The 1,841-nt window shown below is 40.7% G+C and carries 2 protein-coding genes; both read left to right on the forward strand.

Going from position 1 to position 1,841, the window contains the following annotated elements; all coding sequences use genetic code 11:
• A partial coding sequence (locus EWM59_RS27255) for an IS4 family transposase (RefSeq protein ID WP_130020692.1) occupies nt 1-1,122 on the forward strand: 1,122 nt, incomplete at its 5' end.
• A gap of 207 nt (nt 1,123-1,329) precedes the next feature.
• The coding region (locus tag EWM59_RS27260) for an IS110 family transposase (RefSeq protein ID WP_130024302.1) at nt 1,330-1,841 on the forward strand (512 nt) is incomplete at its 3' end.

The following is a 1,841-nucleotide window of genomic DNA, read 5'->3' on the forward strand; positions in this document are numbered from 1 at the left end:
CAGGATAGTACAGTGGGCAATTATCCTACCCGTCAGATGGATTTAGGCTACCTTCAAACCGGAAGCGATAATGGAGTATTAATACATAATGGTATTCTGACAGACAACCATTATGTACCTTTAGGCTTACCCATCCAAGAGTTCATACAAAGAGATAGGGATGATTATGGTAAACGTCATCAAAGACACCTGCGTCCTTTTGAAGAAAAGGAGAGTGCTAAATGGATTGAAGCCATTGATTTTGCCCGTAAATATGGACGTAAAACGGGTATATCGGTTGTACAAGTAGCTGATAAAGAAGCTGATGTGGCAGAGGTCTTCAATTATGCACTTACCCATCGACAACTCTTTATTATCAATGGCAGACATGACCGTAAACTCAAAAACAGTACTCAAACCCTGAAGCCCTATTTGCAAAGTTTAACCCCTGGTGGGATTGTTGAACGTTCGCTCTTAGATGCCAAAGGCAAAGCACACCTATGTGAGTGTCAGATTACTTTTGCAAAAGTTGACTTACAGGATTTAATTAAACCTATTTATGTACTCACCTTGCAGCAACTTCAACCTATCAAAGGACAAGACTTAGCCCATTGGATGATACTTACCAATGTGCCGGTAAAGACTTTAGCAGAGGCGGTAGCTATTATTGATACCTATACCCGCAGATGGACTACCTGTGAAGATTTTCATAAATGTCTCAAAACGGGTTGTAGTATCCAACAAAGACAATTACAATCCCCACAAGCACTCTTTAATACCATCAGTCTATTGAGTTTAATAGCGATTGGTTTATTAAGAACAAGATATTTAGCTCTCAAAGAGCATGCCCAGAAGACGACTAATCATCTGATTAATGAATTACTCTCACAGGATGAGTTAATGATGGCTGACATAGCTGCCGATAAATATCTGATGCCTATTGACTTAACTTTTGCCCAGAAGCATACCAATTTATGGTTTATGCTGCTTTTAGCCAGGATGGGAGGGCATCAGGGTATCAAACAGGCTGGTATGCCCGGATGGCAAACAATCTGGAAAGGTTGGATTTATTTCCAGGCACTTGTTGATGGTCTCAATATGTCAAAGAACTTATTTTTACAAAAAAACCGTACTTATGGGTAAAACTCACCCCTCGGGAGAGGGAGATTTAGAGCGGACGCCGCGCGGGGTGAGGCGGCCGCCGCGCGGAGATTTTGTGCCAAATAATATCGCTACGGCGCACCGTTTTGTGCGGTTTTCTTTTGAGTTTGTATGTTTGAAAAAATAGCTTCGGAATCAGTTTCACAGTAACTTTAAGTTAACAGCAGTGAAAACCAAAAACCGAAGCATATGAAAACAAAAGTAAGAGATTTTAGCGGAGAATCAATCTATGTAGGGATTGATTCACATTTAAAGAGTTGGAAAGTGACAGTGATGTCTAAAGAGTTGATGCTTAACTCCTTTACCCAACCACCAGATAGTGTACAACTTTCTGCCTACTTGAAGGGACATTATCCCGGAGCCGATATTCATTGTGTGTATGAAGCGGGATTTGCAGGATTCAATATTCAACGTCAGTTAAGTTCAGCAGGTATTAATTGTATAGTAATTCACCCTGCAGATGTACCTACAAGTGATAAGGAGAAACGTCGTAAGAGTGATAGCATAGATAGTGGAAAGTTGGCCAGAGGGCTAAAAAACGGAGATTTTAAAGCCCTTTATGTTCCTCCATTGGAACAACAGCAGGACAGGTCACTACTGAGGGTTTATGATAGACTTACCCGAGATATAACCCGGGTAAAGAATCGGATAAAATTCTTTCTGATGTATTTTGGAGAAGCTATCCCTGTTGAATTGCAAAC

The organism is Emticicia agri (genome assembly GCF_004168285.1).
Taxonomy (GTDB): Bacteria; Bacteroidota; Bacteroidia; order Cytophagales; family Spirosomataceae; genus Emticicia; species Emticicia agri.